This window comes from Nonomuraea sp. CA-143628 (assembly GCF_050942315.1).
Classification (GTDB): domain Bacteria; phylum Actinomycetota; class Actinomycetes; order Streptosporangiales; family Streptosporangiaceae; genus Nonomuraea.
This window is the reverse complement of record NZ_CP192072.1, coordinates 6,226,187-6,249,255: the sequence shown is the minus strand read 5'-3', so window position 1 is coordinate 6,249,255 and position 23,069 is coordinate 6,226,187. Positions and strand designations below refer to the sequence as shown.

Genomic DNA, 23,069 nt, shown 5'->3' with positions numbered 1-23,069 from the left:
ATGCACTGGCTGAGGGAGGTTCTGCTCGTCGTCGGCGCCGCGACCGCCGCGACGCTGCTGACGGCGCTGGCAGGATCGGTCCCGCCCGACGTGCCGCTCCTGGTCGTCTTCAGCGCCGGCGTCAGCCTCCCCTTGCTCGTCCGGCGGGTGCTGCCGTTGACCGCCGCGGTGGCCTCCGCGGTGATCGCGCTGGCCGGGATGGTCCAGTTGCACCGCTGGGAAGGGATGCTGGTCACGATGGCCGTGTTCTGCACGGCCGTCTACCACCGGCCGCGGCGTCCCGCTCTGGTGCTGGCGATCTCCACATGCTGGGTGGTGGGCATCGGCCTGGTGACCGGAGGAAAGGGGCTGGCGCTCACCAGCATAGTGATCATGAGTGTCGCCCCGGTGGCCACGGGCTACGCGCTGCGGCTGCACCGGGACCGGGCCGGTCAGTCGCTGCGTGTGCAGCGGGCCGAGGCGGAGCTCGTGCTGGCCGAGGAGCGTACCTGGCTGGCCAGGAACGTGCACGACAGCGTGGGCCATCACCTGACGGCGATCCGGCTGCAGGCCGCGGCGGCCCGGCGAACAGGCGACGAGACCTCGGCGACGCGGGCCCTGGAAGTGATCTCGAAGCTGTCGCTGTCCGCGCTGACGGAGGTGCGTGACCTGCTACGGACGCTCAGCGAGCACCCGGCCGCCCTTCAGCCCGGCACCGCCGACCTGGAGCGGCTGGCCGGGCAGCTCACCTCCATCGGCCGTACGATCACCGTCCGCCGTACGGGGAGAGCAGGCGTCCTGCCGCCCGCCGTCGACCACACCGCCTACCGGGTGGTCCAGGAGGCGTTGACGAACGTCGTACGCCATTCGACCGCGAGCGAGGTCTCCGTCCACCTACGTCAGGACGACCGCGGCCTGCGGGTTGAGGTCCTCGACAACGGCGCCCCGGCGCCGGCGTCCCAGGCTGAGGGCCACGGCATCCGCGGTATGCGGGAACGGGTGCGCCTGCTCAACGGCACACTGTCGGTGGGACCGGTCGAAACGGGCGGGTGGCGGGTCCGTGCCGATCTGCCTAGGAAAGGGAGCGTATGGTGACGATCCGGGTGCTGGTAGCCGACGATCAGGAGGCGGCGCGGGAGGCGCTCCGGTCCATACTCGACGGCGAACCCGACATCGACGTGGTCGCCACGGCCGCCGACGGCGCCGAGGCGGTGCACCAGGCGCTGTGGCGGCGGCCGGACGTGGTGGTGATGGATCTGCGGATGCCCGGCATGGATGGCATCGCGGCCATCGACCGTCTCGCCGGCGCCCAATCCGCTCCCCGTGTGCTCGCTCTGACCACGTTCGACCTCGACGAGTACCTGTTCGGCGCGCTGCGCGCGGGAGCGGCCGGTTTCCTGCTGAAGGACAGTGATCCCGACGTGCTCGTCACGGCGGTCCGCGAGCTGCACCAGGGCCGGGGGTTGATCGACCCGCAGGTCACGGGCCGCCTGATCAGCCGCTTCGCCGCACTGTCCCCGCGCCCCGCCACACCTGAACTCGATCTGCTGACCCCGCGCGAACACGACGTGCTACGCCTCCTGGCCCGAGGACTGAGCAACGGCGAGATCGCCGGGGCATGCACCATCGAGGAAGGCACGGTCAAAACACACGTCAACCGGATTCTCACCAAACTCGGCCTGCGGACCCGCGTGCACGCCGCGATCTATGCTCACGAACACGGCATCGTCGCCCGCGACGCTCCCGGCCCTGGTGCCGCGTCAGGCGTCGCTCGCCCTCGCGGAACGTGAGCGCCCCCCTTGTGATAACTTCGGCGTCGCCGTGCACCGCATCGAACCGCAGGAGGTGAGACCGATCAACGCTGTGACAGGTCGGGGCTCCCTCCCTCGCATGGCCTAGGGAGCGCCCGCGCAAGGCATCCCGAAAGGCGTGAAACGCGCATGCGCTTCATCTCTCAGACGTCTACCGACGGCGTCACCGAACGACCCTTCGCCCTTGGCGAGATCCCCGGCGTGCTGTGGACGCCGGACGGCGCCGAGCCCCGTGCCCTGATTCTCATCGGACACGGCGGCGGACAGCACAAGCAGGCTCCTGGCGTGGTGGCCCGCGCCATACGGCTGGCGGCCGAGTGCGGGTACGCGGCGGCGGCCATCGACGCCCCCGCCCACGGCGACCGGCCCAGGAGCGCCGAACACGAGCGGATCATCACCGAGATGCGCGCCCGCATGGCCGGCGAGGGCGACCCGCTCCCGCTGCTGGCCGAGCTCCACACTCTGCTGGCCGCCCAGACCGTCCCGGAATGGCGCGCAGTCCTTGACGCGCTCGGGGATGTCGGCCCAGTGGGCTACTGGGGCATGTCGCTGGGCTGCGCTCTCGGCATTCCGCTGGTCGCCGCCGAGCCGCGCGTCCGCGCGGCGGTGCTGGGGCTGAGCGGAACGTCGCTGGCCTCGGCCGAGGCCGCCGCCGGGGTCGCGGTGCCCGTGCGTTTCCTGGTGCAGTGGGACGACGAGCGGGTTCCGCGCGAGGATGCCCTGGCGCTGTTCGACGCCCTGGCTTCGAGCGAGAAGACGCTGCACGCCAACCCGGGCAAGCACGGGGACGTCCCGGCCTTCGAGGCCGGCAGCGCGTTGCGCTTCTTCGCCCGTCATCTGGGCTGACAATCGTGACGCGCCGATCGGGGATCCGTTTCCGATCGGCGCGTCCACCGCACGCTGGACGGCGTGATCGACAGGCTCCGGTTCACCGGCCGAGACCAGGCGCTGGCTGTTTCCCCGGTCACTTTCGGTGAGAGGTCTCCAGTGTGGAGAGGAGCTGGGCGATGGCCTCGCGGGCGCGCTTCTCCTCGCTCCGGTTGCTCAGCTCCACGGCCAGATCGAGGGCCGCGCTGTGCAGGCGTACGGCCTGGCCGAGGTCTCCCATGGTCGCCGCGATCTCGGCCAGGCTGTTGAGTGCCTTGGCCTCGCCTCGCCGGTAGCCGAAGAGCCGATAAAGCTCCAGCGCCTGCTCGTGATGGTCGCGTGCCTCGGTGAGCCGGCCCAGCCGGGTGCAGGCCACCCCGAGGTTGTCCAGGGCGTCGGCCTCACCGCCTCGGCTGCCGATCTCCCGGGACAGCTCCAGCGCCTGACGATGCAGGTCGGCCGCCCGCGCGTACCGGCCCAGCCGCTCGTGGACGATGCCGAGGTAGTCCAGCGTCACGGCCTCGCCGAACCGGTCGCCGATGTCGCGGAACAGGTCAAGGGCGCGCAGGTTCGCCTCCTTGGCCCGCTCGTGGTCGCCTTCGTCCGTACCCACCCTGGCCAGGCCGAGCAGCGCCCGCGCCTGGCCTCGCCGGTCTTCAGCTGTACGGCAGGCGGCCAGCGCCCGGTCGAAGTGCTCACGGGCGACGTCATGGCGGCCCCGCACCTGGTGCACCCAGCCGAGATCGGTCAGCGCCCGCCCTTCGTCGGCCGGATCCTCACGGCGCCGGGCGGCCCGCAGTGCCTTGCCGTACAGGGCGAGGGCGTCGTCGTGGTGGGCGTGGTCGTAGAGATAGCGGTACAGCGTGGTGGCCAGCAGGCTGGTGTGCGCCACGTCGCGATCGGCGGCCAGGACGAGGTTGGCTCGTTCGGCGTCCAGCCACGCCAACGCCTGCGGCGCGTCATGGAGCGGGACCGGTGGGGGCGTGGCTCGTTCGACGCGCGGTCGCCGGTGGGCGCTGTCGGGGTAGAGCACGTCCATGGCGGCCGACGCCGTGGTCAGCTGGTGGCCGAGCAGCCGGGTCAGCGCCCCGTCCCTGGCCTGCGGCGGCTCCTGCTCGGCCACCAGGTCCGCGGCGTACCGGCGGAGCAGGTCGTGGAAGACGTAGCGGCCGAAAACGCGCTGCTGAAGCATGTGCGCGTCCAGCAGGTCCTCCAGTACGTCCTCGGTACGCTCCACGGGGAGATCGGCGAGCGCGGCGGCCGCGTAGGGTTCGATGTCGCGGCCGGGATGCAGTCCGAGCAGGCGGAAGAGCCGCTGCTGGTCAGCGGTGAGGTGGCGGTACGACAGGGTGAACGCGGCCGCCACACCGCGTTCCGACCTGGCCAGCTCGGCGAGCCTGCGGCGCTCATCACGCAGGCGTTCGGCGAGATGGTCCACGCTCCAGCGAGGGCGGTGCCGCAGACGGGTGGCGGCGATGCGTACGGCCAGCGGGAGGAACCCGCACAGCAGCAGAACCTCGGTGACCGCCTCGGGCTCGGCGGCCGCGCGCTCGCCCACGATGCCGGTGAAGAGCTCCAAGGCGTCTGGCAGGGGCAGTACGTCCATGGACAGGGCCCGCGCGCCGTCCAGGTCGGTGAGCCGCTGGCGGCTGGTGATGAGCACCAGGCTGTTCGAAGCGCCCGGCAACAGGGGCCGGACCTGGGCGGCGTCGGCGGCGTTGTCCAGCACCAGCAGTACCCGGCGGCCGGCCAGCTCGGCCCGCCACAGCGCGGCCCGCTCCGTCATGGACGCGGGGATGCGCTCGGTCGGCACGCCGAGCTGCCGCAACAGCACCTCCAGCGCTCCCCCGGACTCAAGTGGCAGCTGACCCGCTGTGTGAGCGTGCAGGTCGATGAAGAGCTGCCCGTCGGGGTATCGCTCGGCGAGCCGATGCGCGGCATGGACGGCCAGCGCCGTCTTGCCGATGCCGGCCATGCCGTCGATCGCGGAGATCGTCACCGCTTGGCGGGCGGGCTCGCACAACTCCTCCACCTGGACGGAGCGCCCGGCGAAGTCGGCGATGTCATAGGGCAGGAACGCCGCCGCGGGCCGGATCGTGGCAACCGCCGACGGCTCACCGCGCAGGACGGACTCCTCCACGGCCAGGAAGGCAGGCCCCGGATCCAGCCCCTGCTCATCGGCCAGTCTGCGGCGGTAGCCACGGCCGACGGCCAGCGCGTCCGTCTGGCGCCCGGCGCGGCGCAGGGCCAGCATCAGTTGCCCGGCCAGTCGTTCACGTAAGGGATGCGCGGTCAGCTCGGCGGCCAGCTGATCGATGAGCTCCTCGTGCCTTCCGGCGGCGAGTTCGAGCTCCCCCAGGCGCTCGATCGCGGCCAGCCGCCGATCCTCCAGCCGTGCCCTGGCGCTCTCGGCGAAATGGGCCTGGACGTCGGCGAAGGCGGGCCCGCGCCACAGGGCGAGCGCTCCACGCAGCGCCCGTACGGCCACAGCCGGTTCGGATCTCGCTTCGGACTCCGCCTTGGCCACGAGCGTGGTGAACTCCTGCAGGTCGAGCCGTCCCGGCTCCGGAGTGATCACGTATCCAGCCGCCCGGGTCTCGACCAGGTGGCCCGCGTCCGCCGCGCGCAGCGTGCGCCGGATCGCCGTCAGCGCGGCGTGTACCTGTGCCCGTGCGGTGTCCGGCCGTGTCGGCCCCCACATCGCCTCGCTCAGCCGCTCGACGCTCAGCACCGTGCCGGAGTGCAGCAACAGGTACGCCAGGAACGCACGGTGCCGCGGGGCGAGCGAGGGAAGCTCCAGGCCCTCGACCGACACCTCCACGGCACCCAGGACCGCAAACCGTACATTCCCGCCGAGCATCGCAGGAGTCTATATCCGCGACGGATCACCACATCGTCGATGCATCGCCGATGTATTAATCGCCCCCGTGATGCTGGTCGTACGGCGCGGCGGTCACATTTCCCCGCTCGCCTCAGTCATATGAGCGACAACGTTCAGAACTCTCCAGGAGACAGACCATGCAAGCACGCATGAAGAACCCCGCCATCGTCCTGCCCGGTGCCATGCAGGCGCTGATGAACCTCCAGAAGGCCACCGACCAGGCCGGGCTGCCCAAGGTCACGTCCGACCTGGTGCTGCTGCGGGCCAGCCAGATCAACGGGTGCAGCGTCTGCGTCGACATGCACGCCAAGGACCTGCGCAAGCAGGGCGAGAGCGACGAGCGGCTCTTCGCGGTGGCCGCCTGGCGCGAGGCCCCGTACTTCACCGACGCGGAACGCGCCGCGCTGGCGCTGGCCGAGGCGGTCACCCGGCTCGCCGACGGCGGTCAGGTCCGCGACGACGTGTGGGACGAGGCCGCCGACCACTACTCCGAGACCGAGCTCGCCGCTTTGATCATGACGATCTCCACCGTCAACCTGTGGAACAGGCTCAACGCCACCACCCGGCAGGTCGCGGGCGCGGCATGGTAGCGGTCGCCCTCGTCACCGGCGCGAACAAAGGCATCGGCTTCGAGATCGCGCGCCGGCTCGGTGAACGGGGCATCACCGCGATCATCGGCGCCCGTGACGAGGAGCGGGGACGCGCCGCGGCCGAGCTGCTCGGCCTGCCGTACGTGCGGCTCGACGTCACCGACGCGGCCAGTATCCGCGCCGCGGTCACGTGGATCGAGCAGGAGTACGGCAGGCTCGACATCCTGGTCAACAACGCCGGGATCACCTTCGCCGACGGGCCGCCCAGCCAGACCTCGGTCGAGCAGGCCCGCCAGGTCTACGAGACCAACGTGTTCGGCGTCATCGAGGTCACCAACGCGATGCTGCCACTGCTGCGCCGCTCGTCGGCGGGCCGCATCGTGAACGTCTCCAGCGAGCGCGGCTCGATCGGCCGCACCCTGGACCGGAGCCATCCGCTGTGGCCGATGCTCAACCTGGCCTACTGCTCCTCCAAGGCCGCCCTGAACATGATCACCGTGTCCTACGCCAAAGAACTGTGGGACACCCCGATCAAGGTCAACACGGTCGACCCGGGCTGGGTCAAGACCGACATCAACCACAACTCAGGCATCAAGCCCCCCGAAGAAGGCGCCGCACCGATCGTGGCCATGGCCCTGCTGGAGGCCGACGGCCCCACCGCCACCTTCGTCCAGCACGAAGGCACTCTTCCCTGGTAGTCCCTGAAGGAGACGACAGTTATGGATCTGCGTAATGCCGTCCGAGGGCGTGTACTGCTCCCCGGCGAGGACGGGTTCGACGAGGCGGCCCGGCCGTGGGCAGTGGGCGTTCACCAGCCGGTGGCCGCCGTGGTGACGGCCGAGAACGCCGAAGATGTGGCGGCGCTGGTGCGCTACGCCCGCGAAGCCGGGCTGACGGTCACCGCCCAGCCGTCGGGCCATGGCGCCTCAGGCGATGTGCAGGGGGTGATCCTGCTGCGTACCGGTCGCCTGGACCGGGTGGAGGTCGACGCGCAGGCGCGTGTCGCCCGGGTCGGTGCCGGCGTGCGGTGGGGCCGGGTGCTGGCCGAGACCGGCAAGTACGGCCTCACCGGGCCGGCCGGCAGCAGCCCGGCGGTGACGGTCGCCGGGTTCGTCGCCGGCGGCGGAATCTCGTGGTTCGGCCGCACGTACGGCTGGGCCGCCGACTCGGTACGCGCCTTCGAGATCGTCGACGCCGACGGCGAGCAGGTGCGGGTCACCGCCGAGTCCGACCGCGAGCTGTTCTGGGCGCTGCGCGGTGGTGGCGGCGACTACGCGCTGATCACCTCGATCGAGCTGGCGCTGTACCCGGCGCCCAGCGTGTACGGCGGACGGATCGTCTGGCCGGCGGCCCGAACGGCCGCGGTGTTCGACGCCTTCCGCCAGGTCACCGCGGACGCGCCGCGCGAGCTGTCGGTGTGGATCAACCGCGTGGCCCCGCCGCCGCCCGCCCCGCCGATGGTCACCGTGGACGTGACCTACCTCGGCGACGACGCGGAGGCCAAGGCGCTGCTGGCCGTCTTCGACAAGATCGGCGGCAGCCTCTCCGACAGCCGCGGCCTGATGGACCTCGCCGACCTGGGCACGATCGCGGCCGAGCCGATCGAGCCCAGCCCGATGCTGGCCCGCACCGAACTGCTGACCGGCCTGGACGAGGCGACGCTGGCGACGCTCGCCGGCGCCGACCTCGCGCCGCTGCTGAACCTGCAGGTCCGTCATCTGGGCGGGGCCCTGTCCGAGGCCGATCCCGCCGGCGGCGCGGGTGGCGCGCTCGCCGAGCCGTACATGCTCTACCTGCTCGGCCTGCGGCTGCCCCACCTGGCCGACGCGGTGCGGGGCAGGCAGGCGGCCCTGGTCGAGGCGCTGGGCCAGGCGGTCAGCGGGCGCAAGCCGTACACCTTCCTCGCACCGGCGGAGAACGCCGCCCAAGCCTTCCCCGCCGACGCCCTGGCCCGGCTGCGCGAGATCAAGCGAGAGCGCGATCCCTATGGCGTCTTCCGCGCCAACTTCCCTGTCCTGGACTGACTGAAGGAGCACCCACGTGTGGAAAATCGCCACCTCGGCCGCCCTGATCGCCGCATTGACGGCGTTACCGGCACCCGCCGACGCGGAAACCGGCAGGTGGACAGCGGGATGGGCGAGCGCCGTCCAGCAGCCGTCGCCCGACGTCTGGTATCCCACCTGGGCGGAGAAAGGTTTCACCGACCACTCCGTCCGCCAGGTGGTGCGGGTCACCGCCGGCGGTTCGCAGCTCCGGATCCGGCTGTCGAACCGCTACGGCGGCACCCCGCTCCGGCTGACCGGCGCGAGCGTGGGCAAGGCCGGCACGGGCGCCGCCGTGCGGGCGGGGACCCTCCGGTCCCTGTCCTTCGCGCGCTCCGCCTCCGTGAGCATTGCCACCGGCGGGCAGGCCGCCAGTGATCCCGTCCGTCTCGCGGTCGAGCCGGGCGAGCGGCTGACCGTGACGCTGTACTTCCAGGGCACCACCGGCCCGGCCACCTACCACAACCTCGCGCAGGCCACCGCCTACCGGGCCACCGGCGATCACCTCCGCGACCTCGGCGCGGCCGCCTTCGCCGAGACCAACAGCTCCTGGTTCTACCTGTCCGGAGTGGACGTGTACGGCGACACGGCAGCGGTGGCGACCTTCGGCGACTCCATCACCGACGGGTACGGCGCCACCCAGGACGCCGATGACCGCTACCCGGACGCGCTGGCCAGCAGGCTGGCCGGCCGGCGGCCGGTGCTCGATCTCGGCATCGCCGGCAACCGCCTGCTCACCGATTCGGCGTGCCTGGGCGAGCGGGGACTGGCCCGCTTCCGCTGGGACGTGCTCGACCGGCCCCGCGTCAAGAGCGTGATCGTGCTGGAGGGCATCAACGACATCCTCCTGGGCCTGCAGGAACCCACGCCCTGCACCTCGCCCGCGGTCAAGGTCGGCGCCGACGACCTGATCGGCGGTTACCGGCAGCTCATCCGCGCCGCCCACGCGCACGGCGTGCGGATCATCGGCGGCACTCTCCTGCCCGCCAAGGGGTACGCGTACCTCACGGACGAGGCCGAGCGGATCCGCGACGCGGTCAACACGTGGATCCGGACCAGCGGCGCGTTCGACGCGGTCGTGGACTTCGAGCGCGCCGTCGCCGATCCCGCCGATCCCGACCGGATTCGGCCCGGCTTCGACAGCGGAGACCACCTCCACCCCAACCCGGCGGGCTACCAGGCGATGGCCGACGCCGTCGACCTGCGCACGCTGTAAAGCCGGGGTCAGCAGCCGCACGCGTCGGCGTGGACGGGAGCCGTCAGCGGGTCGGCGAGCCGCCTCTCCACGCCGGAACCGGTCACGACGGGGAAGCCCTCGCGCGCCCAATACTCGAAGCCGCCGATCATCTCCTTGACGCGGTAGCCGAGCTTGGCGAACTCCAGCGCCGCGCGCGTCGCGCCGTTGCAGCCGGGCCCCCAGCAGTACGTCACCACGGTCACGTCACGGGGGATGATCGATGGCGCGCGTGCGGCGATCTCCGCCGTGGGCAGGTGAAGCGCGCCCTCGATGTGGCCCTGACGCCAGCTCTCCACGCTGCGCGAGTCGACCACGACGATGCGCGCGTCGCCCGCGCTGAGGTCGGCATGGACATCGGACACGTCCGTCTCGAACGTCAGACGGGCGGAGAAATGAGCGATGGCGGCGGCCGCGTCGGCGGCCAGTGTGGTGAGAACTGCTGACATTTCGGGATTACCTCCAACTCGTTCCTGCCATGAATGGTGCAGTGCGCCCCTGCCCCCTCACGAGTGGCATGAATGCCTAATGTCGCTAATATCCAGCCATGCTCTGGCGCTATGACAGCAACCGCACCGTCTCGGTCCTGGCCTACGACGGCATGAGCCCTTTCGAGCTGGGGTGCGTCGTCGAGGTCTTCGGACTTCCTCGGCCGGAGCTGGACGTCCCGTGGTACGACCTCGCCGTCTGCGCCGAGCACGACGGCCCGCTGCGGGCGGTCGGCGGCTTCACCGTCCAGGCGGCGTACGGGCTGGACGTGTTCGCCGAGGCGCGGACGGTGATCGTTCCGGGCGTGCCGGACGTCCGCGCCGAGGTCTCCCCCGCGCTCGTCGACGCGGTGCGCCGGGCGCACGAGCGCGGCGCCCGCGTCGTGTCGATCTGCTCGGGGGCCTTCGTCCTCGCGGCGGCCGGCCTCCTGGACGGCCGGACGGCCACCACGCACTGGAGGTACGCCGAGCTGCTCCAGGAGCGCTTTCCGCAGGTCAGAGTCGATCCCGGCGTGCTGTACGTGGACAACGGCGATGTGCTGACCAGCGCGGGCAGCGCGGCCGGCATCGACCTGCTGATCCACCTCATCCGCCGGGACCATGGCCCGGGCGTGGCCAACGCGGTGGCCAGGAGGCTGGTCGTGCCACCGCACCGGGAGGGCGGCCAGGCGCAGTTCATCGAGGCCGCCGTCACCCCCGTCGAGGATGACGACGCCGTGGCCAGGACGATGGAATGGGCGCTGGCCAATCTCTCCCGCCCGATCACGGTGGCGGTGCTGGCCCGTGTCGCCGGGATGTCGCAGCGCAGCTTCGTCCGGCACTTCAACCGCAGGACCGGGACCAGCCCGCTGCGCTGGGTGATCGCGCAGCGGATCGCGGCCAGCCTGCCGCTGCTGGAGTCGGCCACGGCGCCGGTCGAGGAGGTCGGGGCCGCCGTCGGCTTCGAAAGCCCGGTGACCTTCCGTCACCACTTCAGCCGCTCGATGCACACCTCCCCGTCCGCCTACCGGAAGGCATTCGGCCGCTGACCTGGACCAGCTCTTGCCAGGGAGCCAGGTGAGAAATTACGGTCAAGGCCGTTATATCTCTCTTGGAGGGACCCATGCGCATTCTCGCTGTGGCATTAGCCATCGCACTGTCCATCACATCTCCGGTCAAGGCCGAAACCGCACCGCCGACAGGCTGCGGCTTCCAGAGCCTGGGCACCCTGCCACTCACCGGCGCCACGACAGCGGGCACGGCGCGCGACGGCGCCCGCGTCTACTCGGTCACCTCCAGCGCGTCCGGCCCCGCGATGCTCGGCGTCAGGAACGCGGCGGACGCCACTCTGGTCGCCGAACGGCCGCTGCCGTACGCGCTCGGCTCCTGGGCCGTCACCGTCGCGCCCGACCACTCCGTCTACGTGGGCAGCTACAACTCCACAGCCGGGGCCATGGGCCGGCTCTTCCGCTACGACCCCGCCACCGCCCGCTGGGCTGGATCGGCCACACGCTCGTCGGCACCTCCTCCACCGGCCGCATGTGGCACTTCGACCGCAAGAGCGGCCGGGGCAAGCTGTTCGACTCCACGCTGACCGGCCAGCCCGTCTCCATCAGGTCGATGGCGGTCGGCCCCGACAGGCGCGTCTACGCGGGTGGCTTCTTCACCGGCGGCCTGGCCGCCTACGACCCCGCGACCGGCGCGGCACAGTTCTGGCCGAACGTCGGCCAGAGCGAGGGCATGGTCACCCACAAGGGCAAGCTCTACCTCGGCGTCTACCCCGGCGCCCGCATCTACGAGTTCGACGGCACCGAGCCCCGACTGCTGCTCGGCCTCGCCGACCAGGAGCAGGACCGGCCTTTCGCCATGGTCTCGGCCGGCGACTGGCTCGCCTTCGGCACCGTGCCCAAGGCCGGCACGGTCGGCGGCGCTCTGGGACTGCTCGACCCCGCCACCGGCAGGTCGGTGATCAGGCGCAACCTCATCCCGGGTCACAGCATCATCGCCCTGGCCTACCGCGACGGCGTCCTGTACGGCACGACGTCGGCGTTCGGCGGCACCAGCACCCCCCAGGGCGAAGCCCGTGCCTTCGCCTACGACATCGCCACCGACACCCTCAAGTGGACCAGCACCCCGGTGCCCGGTGACCTGGCGCTCGGCTCGATCACCTTCGACGACGACGGCCGGCTCTGGGGGCTCACGCCGGACACGTTCTTCGAGCTCGACCCGGCCACGGGCCAGACCCTGCGCAGCGCGCAACATCAGACCTATCCGTGGTCCACCGCCACCCAGGTCTGGGTCGACACCAACATCGAGCTGGGCCGCGACGGCATGCTGTACGGCAAGGTGCAGGGCAAGGCCTACCGGATCGACCGGGCGACGATGCGGCTGACGCTCATCGCCCGCCCGATCTCGATCCTGCTCAAGGGCCCGGACCAGCACATGTACCTGTCACGTTTCGAGAACTTCTACACCTACCGGCTCTGCGGCTGATTCCTGAACAACCGCGGCCCTTCGGCGAAGTAGACGTCCCCGGACCTGTGCACCGCGAGCTGGTGCACAGGTCCCTGCCGCAGCACCGTCCGCCGCCCGGAGACCGGGTCCAGGGCGAACACCTCCGTCCCCGCGTGCGCGCCGTACAGCAGGCCGTCCCTCCGGTTGAGGGAGAGTGCGCCGCTCGCGCTCGTACTCGACGAGAGGGTGACCTTGGAGACGACCTTGCGGGCCGCCACGTTCACCGCGAACACCTCGCCGCCCGCGATGCCCCACAGCCGCCCGCGGCGGTCGAAGGTGAGCGCCGGGATGGCCGGCTTGCCCGGCGCGGGGACGATCTCCCAGAGCAGCCGGTTCTCCCGCACCGACCAGGCGAACAGCTTGGCCTCGGGCTGGGTGGGCGGAGTCGCCGCCTGGCCGCCGTAGATCGAGGTGCCGCCGTAGACGACGCCGTCGCGGTAGGCCAGCGACACGATGCTCTGGTCCTGTACGACGTTACGTGAGGCGTGCTTCAGCTCGCCCTTCGCCGGATCCCACACCGCCAGCACCCCGCCGAGCTGACCGAGGTCGGGCATCGTACCGGCGACCAGGTAGCGTCCCGCCGACACCAGGGCGCGCGGCCTGATCTGCTTGTCGGCCGCGAGGTCGAACAGCCTGGCCGGGTTGGGCGCCGGTCCCGGCTCCGGGCTGGGAGAGTACTCGGTGCTGTTCCACGGCAGCGCCGGGTCGTAGGCGTAGACCCTGGCCTCGGGGTAGGCGCCGACGTACAGTTTGCCGGCGTGCGTGGTCATGGCCTCGCTCTGGGAGAAGGTGTGGAATTCGGCCCGCTCCCCCGTCTTCGGGTCGAGCGCGGCGAACCCGCCGTTGAGGAAGCCGCCGGTGTAGACGCGGCCGTCCGGGCCGTCGGCGATGGCGGTGATGTCGATCGGCTCGCCCTTGATGCCGGTCTGTACGAACGAGCGCGCGCCGGTCTGCGGGTTGTAGCGGAACATCAGCCCTCTCCACAGCAGCCCGACCAGGCTCTTGCCGGGATAGTCGGGCAGGCCCAGCTCCGCCCAGCCGATGCCCCGGGTGTTCGCCACCCGGCCCGTGAACGGCATCCCGGTCCCGGTCACCGTACGGGTGCGCGGGTCGTAGCACACCAGCTCGGCGGCCTTGACGAAGTAGACGCGGCCCTGGTCGTCGGGCGGTGAGACGTCGAGGCCGTGAGCCGACTCGACGGCGTCCGTCCAGGCATGGGCGGCGATGTCCCAGACGTGCAGCGGCCCCGGGAAGGCGCTGCCGAACCTGACGTAGAGGAAGCCGCCGACGGCGTTGACGTCGTAGGCCCACTTGTCGGTGAGGTCCAGTCCCGGCGGGGCGGGCAGCCGCTCGGCCACGCCTGTGGCGGCGTCGACCTCGAAGACGGCCGCCGGGGCTTCCGTACCCGCGTAGATCTTGCCGTTGGCGTAGGAGACGCTGCGGACGTAGGCGTGCGACGGGGACAGCCGGCCGTAGTCCCGGACGCCGCCGGCCGGGTCGTAGCCGAACAACCGGCCGCCTGGTGACGTGCCGCCGTAGACGGTCGCGCCCTCGCCGGCCGCCACGGACCAGATGAAGTTCTCCGACGACAGGGGGCGGCCCAGGTCGGTGACGCCGCCCTGGCGGGTCCAGCGGTAGAGGCGGCCGTCGCCGTACGTGCCGGCGTAGAGGCTGCCGTCGGGCGTCGCGTCCACCGCCCAGGCCCCGGCGGCGCCCGGCAGGTCGAACCGGCCGCGTTCGGCGCCGGTGGCGGGGTCGACGGCGTTGAGGTGGGCGGGAGTGCCCGAGGAGGCGCCCCAAAGCGCCGCCTGGCCGTCAGGGCCGGGAGCCACGACGCCACCGAGGAGGAGCACGTCCTGCAGCGGGACGCCGAGATCGGTCACCCGGCCCGTCGGGTGCCGGTCGGCCGCGCTGTGGGCGGGGGGCGCCACGCTCAGCAGCATGGCGGCGCTGAGTCCCACCGCCAGGATTCTCCTAATTAAGGTCATGACCGAAATCTAGGAAGTAGCGCGATGACGGTCAAGTACCCCTATTACGGCTAGGGCCGTAGTAAGCGGTGGCGGCTCAGGGGCGGTTGATGGCGACGGCGGTGTACGGGGTGGTGGGGGTCGGGCTGGTGTCGAAGCGGGCGTTGGGGAGGTACAGCCGGGTCCCGAAGGCCGCCACGGTCGCCGGTACGTCGAACCGGCGATCACTCACCCGGCGCACCACGAGGCCGCTGGTCCCCGCCGCGTCCAGCCGCAGGACGGCCACGGCGTTGAGCCCGTTCTGCACCGCGTACAACGTCCGGCCGCGCAGCAACAGGCCGTCGCCCTCTCGCAACGACTCGCCGTGCAGGTTCACCCGGCGGGTCTTGCCGGACCGGTCGACGCGGAACAGGTCGCCGGTGTTCGACTGCACGACGATCAGGCCGCGGCCGTCCGGAGTCGGGGTGATGCCGTTGGCGTTGAAGCCGTCGCCGTACACCAGCTCCCCGGTGAGGGGGATCCGCACCGCGGCGGCGGGCAGCCGTCCGCCGCGCAGCGGCAGCTTGTAGAGCACCGGGTTGGTGGAGTCGGTGAACCACGCGGCGCCCTGGGTGAGGATGACGTCGTTGACGAACGCCGGGCCGGTGGTCAGCCGGTAGGAGGCCAGCACGCGGCCGGTGCGGGAGTCGATGACGCGCGCGTCGCCGCCCGTGCCGCCCGCCACGAACAGCCGTCCGCGCGGGTCGGTCTTCATCCCGAGTGACGGTGTGCCGGGCCCGCGGCTGATGATCGCGCCACCTCCGGTGCGCAGGTCGGCGCGGTAGATGGAGCCATCGGCCATGGAGCCGATGAAGGCGAACGGGCCGGGGCCGATGGCGATGCCCTCGGGCTGGAAACCGTCGGGTAACGAGATGGAGGTCGGAGACGTCCCGGCCCGCCGGTCCGCTGCCGCTCCGGCGGACCCGCCCATGGTGATGGCCAGCATGAGTGCGGCGAGAATCGCACCAGATCCCGTGATTGATCGCATGGTCTGATGCCTTCAGTTGTTGTCGGCGGCCGGAGCGAACGCGGCGGCGTGGTCGCGGGCGAAGCCGGCGACGTCGCGCGGCGGGCGGCCGAGAAGGTCGGCGACCGTATCGGTGGTGAAGTCTCCCCAGCCGGATTCGTACGCCCGCGCGTACTCCTCCAGCATGTCGACGATCCACTGCGGGACGCCGTAGCCGAGCAGTGTCTTGCGCTTGGCGTCATCGCTGACCGGCAGGTGCGTGACGGCCTTGCCGAGCGCGAGGCTCAAGTGGTCGGCGACCTCGTCGAACGTCAGCGAGCGCGGGCCGGTGAGAGTGTACGTCCGGCCGTGGTGGCGATCCGGGTCGTCGAGGAGCACGCGGGCGGCGCACTCGGCGATGTCGCGCGCGTCGATCATGCCGACCCGCGCCGTGGCCATGTTCAGCGAGAACGTGCCGGTGGCGGCGAGGTCGCCCGCCTCGTTCAGCAGATTCTGCATGAACCAGTGGGGACGCAGGATCGTCCAGCGCATGCCGCACTGTTCGATCTCCCGGTCGGACAGCGCGTGCAGCCTGCCGCTGCGGTTCGGCGCGTCGTGCGCCGCGCCGACGACGGACAGGCGCACGACGCGCTCCACACCGGCCTGGCGGGCGGCCCACAGGGCGTTCATGTTGTGCTCCGGAGCGCGCGGCCCGTTCGGGGTGAGCAGCCACACGTCCTGTACCCCCTCGAAGGCGGGCGGCAGCGACCGGGCGTCGTCGAGGTCACCGACGAAGACCTCGGCGCCCCGCTCGCGCGGGCCGGCCGCTTTGGACTCTTCGCGGACGAGAGCCCGGAGTCTCACATCGGCGCCTTCCAGCGCGTTGATCAGTGCCGTGGACACGGTTCCGGTGGCGCCGGTGATCAGCACGGTACGTGACATGCTCATTCTCCTTTGGTGGTGGTACGGACGAGGTCGCCGACGACCTTCGGGGGCTTGCCCGCCGCCCGGTCAACGGTGATGCGCTCCAGGAGCCAGAGCACGAGGGTCCCGGCCGAGAGGGTGGCGCCCAGGACGCACACGCCGGTCCAGCCGCTGTTCGCCCAGACCGCCGAGGCCAGCGCGGACCCCACCGCGCCGCCGACGAACAGCGAGGTCATGAAGGCGGAGTTGATCCGGTTGCGGGCCTCGGGCCGGAGCGCGTAGAGGACGTTCTGGCTGCTGTTGAGCACCGCCTGATGGGCCAGGTCCAGCACGATCACGCCGACGAGGAGCAAGATCAGAGAGTGCGCCCCGGCCGCGAGCGCCAGCCAGGACGCCGCCAGCAGGACCGTCCCGGCGCCGGAAACGATCTGTACGTACCCGCGGTCGGCCAGCCGCCCGGCCACCGTGGCGGTCAGCGCGCCCACGGCACCGGCCAGCCCGAACAGGCCGATGGCCGACTCCGACCAGCCGTACGGCGCGCCCGCCAGCAGGAAGGTCAGCGCCGTCCACAGCACGCTGAACGAGGCGAGGCTCAACGCGCCGATACCCGCCCGCCACCGCAGCAACGGCTCGTACCGGAACATCGCCGCCGTCGAGCGCAGCAGACCGACATAAGACGGACGTCCGCCGTCCCCGCTGTCTCCGCCGAGTCGGGGCAGGAAGGCGCGCAACAGCACGGCCATCAACGCCATCAGGATCGCGGTCACCCAGTAGACCGTCCGCCACCCGCCCAGCTCCGACAATGCTCCGGACGCCGTACGCGCCAGCAACAGGCCGAGCATCAACCCGGTCATCACCGTGCCGACCACCCGGCCACGCTCGGCCGGGGCCGCCAGCGTCGCCGCGAACGGCACCACGACCTGCGCGCCCACCGAGGTCAGCGCGGTGAGGGCCGTACTGACCAGGAGCACCATGCCGTTGGGGGCGGTGGCCGAGACCAGCAGGAACACCGCGGTCGCCCCGTAGAGCGACATGGCGAGCCGTCGCCGCTCCACCAGGTCGCCGAGCGGCACCAGCAGGACCAGCCCCAGCGCGTACCCGATCTGCGCGGCCGTCACCAACAGCGCCGCCCGTGATGACCCGATCCCCAGCTCCCGGCCGATCAGGTCGAGCAGCGGCTGCGCGAAGTAGTTGCCCGCGACGGCCAGCCCGGTCGCCACCGACATGAGCAGCAGCAGCCCGCGCGACAGACCGCCGTCCGTGTTGTGAGGTCTCATCACCGTCATGCCCCCACCTTGGGCGACAGGGGATCAATGAGTCCAACGCATGTTTGTCATCGGACCGATCGTGTATCACGATTGATCCATGGAACTGCAGCAGATGCGCTACGTCGTCGCGGTCGCGGAGACGAGCAACTTCACCCGCGCCGCCGAGCAGTGCCTGGTCGTCCAGTCCGCGCTGAGCCACCAGATCGCCCGCCTGGAGCGTGAGCTGGGTGCCAAGCTGTTCGAGCGCACCAGCCGCCGCGTCCGGCTGACCCCCGCCGGCGCGGCGTTCCTGCCCGCGGCCCGCCAGGCTCTCGACGCCGCCGAACGCGCCCGCGCCGAGGTGGCGGCCGCCGCCGGCGAGATCCGCGGCCGGCTCGCCATCGGCGCCATCCCCACAGTCGCGGCGGTCGATCTACCGGCCGCGCTGAAGGAGTTCCACCTGCGTCATCGGCAGGTACGGATCAGCCTCCGCTCGGGCGCGAGCGAGGATCTCATCGAAGGGGTGCGCCAGGGCACCCTGGACGTCGCCTTCCTGGGGCTTCCCCTGGGCGCGCGCCCCAAGGGAGTCCGCGGCCGCGAACTGGCGCGCGGCGACCTCGTCGCCCTGGTCGCGCCCGACCACCCGCTGGCGGAGGAGCAGCATGTGGACCTGCACCAGCTGTCGGACGAACCGTTCGTCGACTTCCCCCTGGGCACCGCCGCGCGGGCCCAGTCGGACGAGGCGTTCGCGGCGGCCGGGGTGCGGCGCGAGGTCGCCTTCGAGGTGACGACCGTGGACTTCATCGCCCGCCTGGTCCGGCAGGGCCTGGGCATCGGGATGCTGCCCGCCGCCTTCGTCGCCGAACTCCCCGATCTGCCCATCCTCCGGCTTCGTGACGCTCCCGCCCGCATGGAGCACCTCATCTGGAGCCGCTTCCAGCCCTCCCCCGTCGCCGCCGCGTTCCTGTCCGCCCTCGGCATCTCGGCGGCGGAATCCGCAAGCTCGCCAGATTCATGATTTATCCGGAATCCGCGGCGGCAGGTCCCGACGAATACGCCAAGAAGGCGCTCAACGGTTTCTGCGTCGCCTGCGCCGTCGAAGCAATTGAGCGTTGCCCCAGACCTGCTCTGATCGGGAGAACGTGTGAAGGAGACGCTGCGGCAGCTCGCCCTTGCCTTTGTGGCGGTTCTGATCCTGGGGTTCGTCGCTCTGACAGTGGTGATCTTCGTACCTGAATCGCTGCCGTATGTACTCGTCGCCGTGGTGGCCATCCTTGTGGTGGGCGGCATCCTGTTCGAGATCTTCGTCATGTCCGACCCGGAGCCTCCCGGCCCGCCGCCGCGATCGGCCCATGACGAGACGATGAAACGACCCTGGCGCAATCTCTGGTGATCGGCCCCGGCCAGCACTCCGTCAACACCCAGACCTTCAGGCTCACCGAGCTGGACGCGTCCGCGGACACCATCAGCCGCAAGCACGGCGTGGCCCTGACCGGTGGCGACCTGGCCCGGCCGCGGTCGGCCCCGGCCACCCGCCCCGAACTGGGCGTCTTCAAGCCGAACCGGCAGGCCGCGGCCGAGACGTTCGTGACGGATCTGGGCGCCCAGGAGAAGGGCGACGACACCTTCACCGACGCCATGACCATCACGGCCAGCGGCACCTCCTTCGGCGACTACTCGGGCCGGCTCAAGAGCGCCACGGTCACCTACGGAACCCAGGCGCCGGCGCGTGAGTGCTCTCCGGGGCGCGAGCGTGTAGTGATCGGAACTGGTTGCGACGCCTCAATCACGTATCGCGGCGGTCCTCGCCTTCGGCATGCCGTGAGCAGGTCGTGAAACCTGAGCGCTGACGTTCCCCGGGCCTGCGGCATCAGCCGCCATCCGGCTCCGTGGTGCGCCGGGCGCGGTGCGCCCGCAGTTTGTGGCGGTTGCCGCAGCGCTCCATGGCGCACCAGCGCCGGGCTCCGGGGCGGGAGGAGTCGACGAACACGAGCGGGCAGTCGTCGCTCGCGCACTCGCGGATGCGCTCGGAGAGCGGCCCGGACAGCAGCTCGATCATCTCCCGCGCCAGCGTCGACAGCGCTTGCGTCGCCCGCACGGGCGACACCCACCCCGCGGTAGCGCCTCCGGCGACCGACGCGGAGCCCGGCTCGTGGACCGGCTCGGGGACCGGCTCGGGGACCGACGCGGAGACCAGCTCGGGGACCAGTGGCGCTTCGGCCGCGGCTCGGTTGATGGTCGCGACCGCCTCGGCGGGGAGGGGGCGACGCGCGGCCTGGGCGTGCGCCGCGTCCCAGATCGCCTGGCGGAGGGCCTTGGCCGCGGTCAGCTCGCGGGCCGTCACGGGGACCGTCATGACCGCGGCCAGCGGCGGCTCGGCCAGCCATTCGCCCAGATCGGCAGGCTCGTGCAGCGTTTCGAACACCGCGTAACGGCCCTCGCCGCCCGTGTGGGCGAAGTCCAGGCAGACCGCGCCGGCGTCGAACCAGAACGACCCTCCCTTGGGGTCGTGCAGCATCCGGCCGGTTGTGCTCGCGCGCATGAAACCACTATAACTGGTGTCGTACGAAACCACTATTACTGGTGTCAGCGTCAGAGGAGGACGACACATGAGCACACGGCACATCAACCCCGAGGGACTCCACCGCAGTCCGGCCTTCAGCCAGGCCGTCGTGGTCGAACAGCCGGCCAAGACGATCTACATCGGCGGGCAGAACGGCGTCGGCGCCGACGGCAAGGTGGTCGGTCCCACGGTCGGGGAGCAGGCCAGGCAGGTGTTCCGCAACCTCACGACCATCCTGGAGAGCGAGGGGGCGAGCCTGGCGAACATCGTGCACTGGCGCATCGCCGTGGTGGACGGCCACACCTTCGACGAGGGTGTGGCCGCCTTCCAGGAGGTCTGGAACCGGGCCGACCCACCGCCGGCCATCACGGTCCACGTCGTCGCCGGCCTGGGCCCCGGGTTCCTCGTCGAGATCGACGCCGTCGCCGTCGTATGAACCCCACGGACTGACCGCCTATGAAGTCGCTCGTGTCAGCGGGTAGCTCTCGTCTTCTCGAAGCAGGCCCAAGGGAGACCACGTCGCTGTGCGGACGCTCCGACGGCACATCCGCGAGTGTGCCGGTCGCTATCCGGCGGTTCGCGGGGCGACACCGGTGCTGCCACGGACGATGAGGCGTGTGGGCAGGACGATCTCGCGGCGTTCCTGATTGTCGCCGCTCAGCCGGTCGATGGCCGCCTGGACGGCGAGCCGGGCCTGCTCCAGCGGTGACTGGCTGACGGTGGTGAGCGCGATGCGCGGGTGCCGCGCCATGAGGCTGTCGTCGAAGCCGGTCACGGACATGTCGGCCGGCACCCTGACCCCCTGGCTCTCCAGCGCCTCCATCATCCCTAATGCCGTACGGTCGTTGAACGCGACGACCGCCGTGACATCTGTGCGGAGGCGCTTCAGCGCCGCCGCCCCTTGACGCTCGGTGAGACCGCCGGGAAGGACGACGGGCTCGAGCCCGTGCCGTCGCATGGCCGCCCGGTAGGCGCGGCGCCGGACGGCGGCGATGTGTCCCGTTCCGCCGTCGACGTGCGCGATGCGCCGGTGGCCCAGTGCGACCAGGTGGTTCACCAAGTCGCTGAAGCCCTGTTCATCGTCGGCCCGGACGACGTCCACGTTCGGCAGGTTGAGCGGACGCCCCACGCAGACGGTCGGGACGTTCTCGATGAGGCCGGCCAGCTTGGCCTCGGGCATCGTCGGCCCCAGCAGCAGGAGCGCCTCGCACCGGAAGTCGATGAGCGTCTCGATGGAGCGCCGCTCGTCGTGGGTGGCGGTCGTGGCCCCCAGGACCGTCTCGTAGCCCGCGGCGTCGACCATCGCCTGGATCTGTTCGGCGAGTTCGCCGTGGTAGACGTTGCTGGGGATGATCGTCACGCCGATGAGCCGCGTCCTTCGCTGCGCGAGGAGCGTGGCGGTCCGGTCCTTGCGGTATCCCATGCGCTCGGCGACCGCCAGGACGCGCTTGGTCGTGGCCGCGCTCGGCCCCGCGGCGCCGCTGAGCACCTTGGAGACCAGCCCTTTGGAGACGCCGGCCGCGGCCGCGACGTCGAGGATCGTGGGCCGGCGGCGCCCTGGCCGGGGCGGTGCCGGAGCGGTGTGATCGGCCATGCGCTCACGATAGAGCCGGAGGGTTTGTCAGCACAAACTCTTGACATATGGCCGTAATGCGACGCATGCTCGGCGAAACATTTAAACCGGTTTCCAAACCGCGTCTGAGGGCGTCTACGCAGCGCGAACGCCCCTCCTCAGTGATGTTCATCAATTGAAGGAGCCAGCATGCCCGAGGACCACATCGGCGTCGCCGTCATCGGTGCCGGGATGGCCGGTAGATCGCACGCCGCCGGCTACCGCGGCGCCACGACGACGTACGACTCCGGCCTGCCTGACGTGCGGCTGGTGGCCATCGCCGACGTGAACGAGCGCTTCGCGCGGGAGACCGCGCGCCGGTTCGGGTACGCACGGGCGGAGACGTCGTGGCAGGCCGTCGCGGACTCCCCCGACATCGACGTGGTGAGCGTCGTGGTCGCCAATCATCTGCATCGTGAAATCGTCGAAGGTCTTTTGGCGGCGGGAAAGCACGTTCTGTGCGAGAAACCTTTCGCGCCGACCGTCGCGGAGGCCGAGGCGATGGTCGCCGCGGCCCGGGCGCGGCCGGATCGGCAGACGGGAGTCGGCTTCACCTTCCGCCGTTCGCCCGCGATAGCGGCGGTGCGGGGGCTCGTCGCCGACGGGTCGATGGGGCGGCCGATCCACTTCAACGGCCACTACTGGTGCGACTACGGCGCCGACTCCTCGGGGCCGATGAGCTGGCGGTACAAGGGCGGTCCCGGCTCGGGCGCGCTCGCCGACATCGGCAGCCACCTCGTGGACCTGGCCGAGTTCCTCTGCGGCCCGATCCGATCCGTACGCGGCTCGACCCTGTCGACGTTCGTCACCGAGCGCGCGCTGCCGCTCGGCGCGGCGGTCGGGCACGCCGCGGCGACGCTGAGCGACGAGCGCGAGCCGGTCGAGAACGAGGACCTGGTCACCTTCACCGCGATCTTCGATTCCGGCGCCACGGCGACCATGTCCGCCTCCCGCGTCGCGCTGGGCCTGGCCAACTCGCTCGGCTTCGAGCTGTTCGCCGAGAACGCCGCGGCGACCTTCGACCTGGTGCGGGCGGGCGAGTTCGGCTACATGGACCGCGCGGTGGACGGGCCGACGAAGGGCTACCGGCAGGTGGCCGTCGGCCCTGACCACCCGTACCTCACCGGCGGGCTGGCCATGGACTTCCCCGGGGTCGGATACGGCCAGAACGACCTGTTCGTCTTCCAGGCCCGGGCGTTCCTGGAGCAGGTGGCGGGTCTGGACCGGCTGCCCCGGGTGCCCTCGTTCGAGCACGGGCTGCACAACCTGCGGCTGCTCGCCGCCATCACAGAGTCGGCGCTCAACAGCGGGGCCGAGGTCAAGATCTCAGGAGGAGAGAACGCATGAAGCTCGGCGCCTACACCGCCTGCCTGCACGACAAGCCGC

The 23,069-nt window shown here is 71.1% G+C and carries 23 protein-coding genes; 15 read left to right on the top strand and 8 right to left on the bottom strand.

What is annotated here, in order from left to right:
* From ACQP2T_RS28555 to ACQP2T_RS28545, 3 genes are all read left to right on the top strand, one after another.
* Nucleotides 1-1,074: a sensor histidine kinase gene (locus ACQP2T_RS28555; RefSeq protein WP_433519127.1), complete on the top strand. Its 1,074-nt coding sequence runs from the start codon at nucleotides 1-3 to the stop codon at nucleotides 1,072-1,074.
* On the top strand, nucleotides 1,068-1,769 hold the full coding sequence (locus ACQP2T_RS28550; RefSeq protein ID WP_433519126.1) for a response regulator: 702 nt from the start codon (nucleotides 1,068-1,070) through the stop codon (nucleotides 1,767-1,769). Before ACQP2T_RS28555 ends, ACQP2T_RS28550 begins: the two co-directional genes overlap by 7 nt.
* Nucleotides 1,770-1,919: 150 nt before the next feature.
* A complete protein-coding gene (locus ACQP2T_RS28545; protein ID WP_433519125.1) occupies nucleotides 1,920-2,636 on the top strand; it encodes an alpha/beta hydrolase in 717 nt (238 codons plus the stop codon).
* Between the two features lie 118 nt (nucleotides 2,637-2,754).
* On the opposite strand, the gene ACQP2T_RS28540 is transcribed toward ACQP2T_RS28545, so the two are convergent.
* On the bottom strand, nucleotides 2,755-5,517 hold the full coding sequence (locus ACQP2T_RS28540) for a tetratricopeptide repeat protein (protein ID WP_433519124.1): 2,763 nt from the start codon (nucleotides 5,515-5,517) through the stop codon (nucleotides 2,755-2,757).
* 158 nt (nucleotides 5,518-5,675) lie between these two features.
* Here ACQP2T_RS28540 and ACQP2T_RS28535 point away from each other — a divergent pair, with 158 nt between their 5' ends.
* The 4 genes from ACQP2T_RS28535 to ACQP2T_RS28520 are packed head-to-tail and all read left to right on the top strand — an operon-like array spanning nucleotide 5,676 to nucleotide 9,386.
* Nucleotides 5,676-6,128 carry a carboxymuconolactone decarboxylase family protein gene (locus tag ACQP2T_RS28535; RefSeq protein ID WP_433519123.1) on the top strand — a complete coding sequence of 151 codons (453 nt, stop codon included), beginning with the start codon at nucleotides 5,676-5,678 and terminating at the stop codon, nucleotides 6,126-6,128.
* Nucleotides 6,122-6,826 carry an SDR family oxidoreductase gene (locus ACQP2T_RS28530; RefSeq protein WP_433519122.1) on the top strand — a complete coding sequence of 235 codons (705 nt, stop codon included), beginning with the start codon at nucleotides 6,122-6,124 and terminating at the stop codon, nucleotides 6,824-6,826. Before ACQP2T_RS28535 ends, ACQP2T_RS28530 begins: the two co-directional genes overlap by 7 nt.
* Before the next feature lie 21 nt (nucleotides 6,827-6,847).
* Entirely contained in the window at nucleotides 6,848-8,152 is a 1,305-nt protein-coding gene (locus ACQP2T_RS28525; RefSeq protein ID WP_433519121.1) for an FAD-binding oxidoreductase, read from the top strand.
* Between the two features lie 16 nt (nucleotides 8,153-8,168).
* On the top strand, nucleotides 8,169-9,386 hold the full coding sequence (locus ACQP2T_RS28520) for an SGNH/GDSL hydrolase family protein (protein WP_433519120.1): 1,218 nt from the start codon (nucleotides 8,169-8,171) through the stop codon (nucleotides 9,384-9,386).
* Between the two features lie 8 nt (nucleotides 9,387-9,394).
* Here the strand turns inward: ACQP2T_RS28520 and ACQP2T_RS28515 are convergent, their stop codons facing one another.
* A complete protein-coding gene (locus ACQP2T_RS28515) occupies nucleotides 9,395-9,853 on the bottom strand; it encodes a rhodanese-like domain-containing protein (protein ID WP_433519119.1) in 459 nt (152 codons plus the stop codon).
* A gap of 98 nt (nucleotides 9,854-9,951) precedes the next feature.
* Between ACQP2T_RS28515 and ftrA the strand changes: the two genes are divergently transcribed.
* From ftrA to ACQP2T_RS28500, 3 genes are all read left to right on the top strand, one after another.
* Complete coding sequence (gene ftrA / locus ACQP2T_RS28510; RefSeq protein WP_433519118.1) at nucleotides 9,952-10,920, top strand: transcriptional regulator FtrA; 969 nt, start codon at nucleotides 9,952-9,954, stop codon at nucleotides 10,918-10,920.
* 74 nt (nucleotides 10,921-10,994) lie between these two features.
* The gene (locus ACQP2T_RS28505; protein WP_433519117.1) at nucleotides 10,995-11,465 is read left to right on the top strand and encodes a hypothetical protein; all 471 of its coding nucleotides are present in this window, start codon (nucleotides 10,995-10,997) and stop codon (nucleotides 11,463-11,465) included.
* Nucleotides 11,411-12,364 carry a hypothetical protein gene (locus tag ACQP2T_RS28500; protein ID WP_433519116.1) on the top strand — a complete coding sequence of 318 codons (954 nt, stop codon included), beginning with the start codon at nucleotides 11,411-11,413 and terminating at the stop codon, nucleotides 12,362-12,364. Before ACQP2T_RS28505 ends, ACQP2T_RS28500 begins: the two co-directional genes overlap by 55 nt.
* On the opposite strand, the gene ACQP2T_RS28495 is transcribed toward ACQP2T_RS28500, so the two are convergent.
* From ACQP2T_RS28495 to ACQP2T_RS28480, 4 genes are all read right to left on the bottom strand, one after another.
* Nucleotides 12,346-14,373 carry a hypothetical protein gene (locus ACQP2T_RS28495; RefSeq protein ID WP_433519115.1) on the bottom strand — a complete coding sequence of 676 codons (2,028 nt, stop codon included), beginning with the start codon at nucleotides 14,371-14,373 and terminating at the stop codon, nucleotides 12,346-12,348. The genes ACQP2T_RS28500 and ACQP2T_RS28495 overlap by 19 nt on opposite strands.
* A gap of 76 nt (nucleotides 14,374-14,449) precedes the next feature.
* Complete coding sequence (locus ACQP2T_RS28490; RefSeq protein WP_433519114.1) at nucleotides 14,450-15,379, bottom strand: superoxide dismutase; 930 nt, start codon at nucleotides 15,377-15,379, stop codon at nucleotides 14,450-14,452.
* Between the two features lie 12 nt (nucleotides 15,380-15,391).
* Nucleotides 15,392-16,279 (bottom strand): SDR family oxidoreductase, encoded by an 888-nt coding sequence (locus tag ACQP2T_RS28485; protein WP_433519113.1) that lies wholly within the window; start codon nucleotides 16,277-16,279, stop codon nucleotides 15,392-15,394.
* Nucleotides 16,280-16,281: 2 nt separating this feature from the next.
* Nucleotides 16,282-17,547, bottom strand: a complete 1,266-nt coding sequence (locus ACQP2T_RS28480; RefSeq protein WP_433519112.1) for an MFS transporter — start codon at nucleotides 17,545-17,547, stop codon at nucleotides 16,282-16,284.
* Between the two features lie 79 nt (nucleotides 17,548-17,626).
* Here ACQP2T_RS28480 and ACQP2T_RS28475 point away from each other — a divergent pair, with 79 nt between their 5' ends.
* The 3 genes from ACQP2T_RS28475 to ACQP2T_RS28465 all read left to right on the top strand — a co-directional run bounded on the left by ACQP2T_RS28475 (nucleotide 17,627) and on the right by ACQP2T_RS28465 (nucleotide 19,344).
* Nucleotides 17,627-18,526, top strand: a complete 900-nt coding sequence (locus ACQP2T_RS28475; RefSeq protein WP_433519111.1) for a LysR family transcriptional regulator — start codon at nucleotides 17,627-17,629, stop codon at nucleotides 18,524-18,526.
* Nucleotides 18,527-18,652: 126 nt separating this feature from the next.
* On the top strand, nucleotides 18,653-18,901 hold the full coding sequence (locus tag ACQP2T_RS28470) for a hypothetical protein (RefSeq protein ID WP_433519110.1): 249 nt from the start codon (nucleotides 18,653-18,655) through the stop codon (nucleotides 18,899-18,901).
* Nucleotides 18,898-19,344, top strand: a complete 447-nt coding sequence (locus ACQP2T_RS28465; RefSeq protein ID WP_433519109.1) for a hypothetical protein — start codon at nucleotides 18,898-18,900, stop codon at nucleotides 19,342-19,344. Before ACQP2T_RS28470 ends, ACQP2T_RS28465 begins: the two co-directional genes overlap by 4 nt.
* A gap of 34 nt (nucleotides 19,345-19,378) precedes the next feature.
* On the opposite strand, the gene ACQP2T_RS28460 is transcribed toward ACQP2T_RS28465, so the two are convergent.
* Nucleotides 19,379-20,050 (bottom strand): CGNR zinc finger domain-containing protein, encoded by a 672-nt coding sequence (locus ACQP2T_RS28460; protein WP_433519108.1) that lies wholly within the window; start codon nucleotides 20,048-20,050, stop codon nucleotides 19,379-19,381.
* A gap of 67 nt (nucleotides 20,051-20,117) precedes the next feature.
* Here ACQP2T_RS28460 and ACQP2T_RS28455 point away from each other — a divergent pair, with 67 nt between their 5' ends.
* Entirely contained in the window at nucleotides 20,118-20,507 is a 390-nt protein-coding gene (locus ACQP2T_RS28455) for a RidA family protein (protein ID WP_357958668.1), read from the top strand.
* Nucleotides 20,508-20,636: 129 nt separating this feature from the next.
* Here the strand turns inward: ACQP2T_RS28455 and ACQP2T_RS28450 are convergent, their stop codons facing one another.
* The gene (locus ACQP2T_RS28450) at nucleotides 20,637-21,665 is read right to left on the bottom strand and encodes a LacI family DNA-binding transcriptional regulator (protein ID WP_433519107.1); all 1,029 of its coding nucleotides are present in this window, start codon (nucleotides 21,663-21,665) and stop codon (nucleotides 20,637-20,639) included.
* Nucleotides 21,666-21,833: 168 nt separating this feature from the next.
* Between ACQP2T_RS28450 and ACQP2T_RS28445 the strand changes: the two genes are divergently transcribed.
* Nucleotides 21,834-23,030, top strand: a complete 1,197-nt coding sequence (locus ACQP2T_RS28445; protein WP_433519106.1) for a Gfo/Idh/MocA family protein — start codon at nucleotides 21,834-21,836, stop codon at nucleotides 23,028-23,030.
* Nucleotides 23,031-23,069 lie beyond the last annotated feature (39 nt).